We start from the raw sequence: 2,551 nt of genomic DNA, 5'->3' as shown, positions 1-2,551 counted from the left end.
GCTGCTCCACCCCGCGTCGGTGAACACAACCTTACGGGACCCCGTGGATCAGAGCAAATCCCTTCCCCTGCCCCGCGGCTACGCGGTCAGCTCCTGGATCAGCGCCTCGCGCAGCTTCGCCGCACGCTCCGCGACCTCTGCCGGCCCCAGCTCGACCGCTCTGGCGCACCAGCACTGCCCCTCGGCGAGCTCGCCCCTGCGAGCGGCGAGCAGCGCGAGCCGCAGGGCGGCCCTGCCGTGGCCGGCCCGCGCCGCGCGGGCCCACCACAGGGCGGCCTCCCGCTCGCTGCCCTCGCGGGCGAGGAGCAGCCCGAGGTTGAACGCGCCGCTGCGGCTGCCGGCCTCCGCGGCCTCGCGGTACCAGCGGGCCGCCTCGGCCGTGTCCCCGCGGGCGGCGGCGAGCATGCCGACCCGCACCTGGGCGCGACGGTGCCCCTGCTCCGCGGCACGCTCGTACCACTCCTCGCACTCGCTCTTCTCCGCCATCGGCTCTCCGAGGGCCGGCGGACCCGGCGGCGGCCGGCGCGCGTCCAGCACCGTCGCGAGCCGGAACGCGGCCTCGGCGCTCCCGCCGCCCGCCGCGCACCGCAGGTGGCGCTCGGCGGCCTGTTCGTCGCCCTCCTTGAGCCGGGCGATGCCGACCTGGAGCGCGGCCTCGGTGTGACCGGCCGCCGCGGCCCGCTCGTACCAGGACAGCGCGGTGCGGTCGTCGTCCCGGCCGACGTGGAGAATGCCCAGGTTGAACGCCGCGTCGACGCTGCCCGCCTCGGCCGCCTTGGAGAACCAGGGCTCGGCCCCGGCGTGGTCCCCTGCCTGCAGGAGCAGGACGGCGAGCGCGTTGGCGGCCTCGCGGTGCCCGGCGTAGGCGGCGCGGCGGTACCACTGCTCGGCCTGGGCCGTGCGGTCCTGGGCGGCGCACAGCAGTCCGAGGTTGTACGCACCGTTGACGTCGCCCGCGTCCATGGCGGCGCGGTACCAGCGCTCGGCGCTCTGCGCCTCGCCACGGGCGGCGTGCAGCGCGCCGAGGGCGTTCGCCGCGTTGCCGTCGCCGTCCTGGGCGGCGCGCAGCCACCACACGGCGGCGCTCTCCTCGTCGCCCGCGTCCCGCAGCAGGAACCCCAGCGCGCAGGCGGCCCGGGCCTCGCCGTCCTTCGCGGCCGTCAGGTACCAGCGGCCGGCCTCCTTCAGCTCGCCGCGCTTCTCGAGGATGGCGCCGAGATGCAGGGCTGCGCGCCGGTGCCCGCGGGCGGCGGCCTGCCGGTGCCACTGAACGGCCTCGTCGAGCAGACCCGGCTCACGCGCGCCGCCCGGACGGGCGGCCTCGGCCTCGGCGAGCACGCGCAGCCCGGCATCCGTCTGCCAGACGACCCCGCCGCCCTGGGCCACGTCGCCGCCCCGCGCACGGTCCGCACGGACGCCGGTGCCCGGCGTCCGGTCGGCCTGCGTCCCGCCGGGAGGCATGCCGTCCCCGCGCGTCCCGCCCATCGCGCGGGCGCCCCCTTCGGCACCCGTGCCGGCAACGCGGCGACCGCCTCGCGTACTGCCCGTGGCTGCGCCCTCGTCCCGGCGCCCGGCCGGTACGGGTGCGGGACGGGACGGTGCGGCGGCCAAACCGAGCGGGCCGATGCCCTCGCCCTTGCGTGCCTCCTCCGCGGCCCGGCGCTCCAGCGCCCTGGCGAGGCGGTACGCGGCCTCGCGGTGGCCCTGCTCGGCCGCCGTGCGCAGCCAGCGCTCCGCCCCGTCCTCGCCGCGGTGCTCCAGCAGGTCGGCCAGCGCGTACGCCCCGAGGGCATGGCCGTGTTCGGCGGACTGGCGCAGCCAGTACTCGGCGGCCGGTTCGTCGCCGCGTTCGCGGAAGTGCCGCCCGAGTGCGTGCGCGGCGGCCGCCGAACCGGCGACCGCGGCGATACGCCACCAGCCGGCCGCCTCGTCCGCGTAGCCGCGCTGGTGCAGCAGAACGCCCAGGTTGTTGGCGGCCGCGCGGTCGCCGTCGGCTGTCGCGCCGCGCAGATAGGGCTCGGCGCCGTCCAGGTCCCCCCGGCGCAGCAGGAGTGCGCCGAGCACACTCATCGAGGCCGTGTCGCCGTGGTCCGCGGCGCTGCGGTGGCGTGCTTCGACGCCGGCGGTCTCCTCGGCGTCGACGTTCTCCGTGGCGGCGAGGCCACCGGTCCTGACGACGTTGTCGCCACGGCCGGAAGCGTCCACCGCCTCGACGGCGTCGACGGAATGCGTCGCGCCCGCCGCGCTTCCGGCATGCGGCTGCACAAACCGCTCTGTCTCCAACAGAGTTGCCCTGTCCCCCATAAATTCCATCGTCGCATCACCTGCAACCCGCGTACACCTGGTATACCGCAGCCAGTGAGGTCACTTCAGCGTTTTGTCGACATGCCCACAGAGAGATAAGTCAAACACGCCAACCCCCAACTCGCGCACTCCGGCACGCACTTCAGGGAAGAACCCCCCGAAGGTGTCGGGTCAGCACGAAGAGGGCCCGGATCCTCAAGGATCCGGGCCCTCTTCTTTCCAGTAGCGGGGACAGGATTTGAACCTG

The 2,551-nt window shown here is 75.7% G+C and carries 1 protein-coding gene; it reads right to left on the bottom strand.

Going from position 1 to position 2,551, the window contains the following annotated elements:
* Nucleotides 1-78: 78 nt before the first annotated feature.
* On the bottom strand, nucleotides 79-2,313 hold the full coding sequence (locus tag HW130_RS35085; protein WP_177153812.1) for an SEL1-like repeat protein: 2,235 nt from the start codon (nucleotides 2,311-2,313) through the stop codon (nucleotides 79-81).
* Nucleotides 2,314-2,551: the final 238 nt, after the last annotated feature.

It is taken from the genome of Streptomyces sp. PKU-EA00015, from assembly GCF_013387495.1.
Taxonomy (GTDB): domain Bacteria; phylum Actinomycetota; class Actinomycetes; order Streptomycetales; family Streptomycetaceae; genus Streptomyces.
The sequence above is the reverse complement of the archived record's forward strand: the minus strand, read 5'-3'. Positions and strand labels throughout refer to the sequence as shown.

What these genes read in the sequence shown, in the direction of transcription:
- HW130_RS35085 (WP_177153812.1), bottom strand. Translation starts at nt 2,313, where the DNA reads ATGGAATTTATGGGGGACAGGGCAACTCTGTTGGAGACAGAGCGGTTT.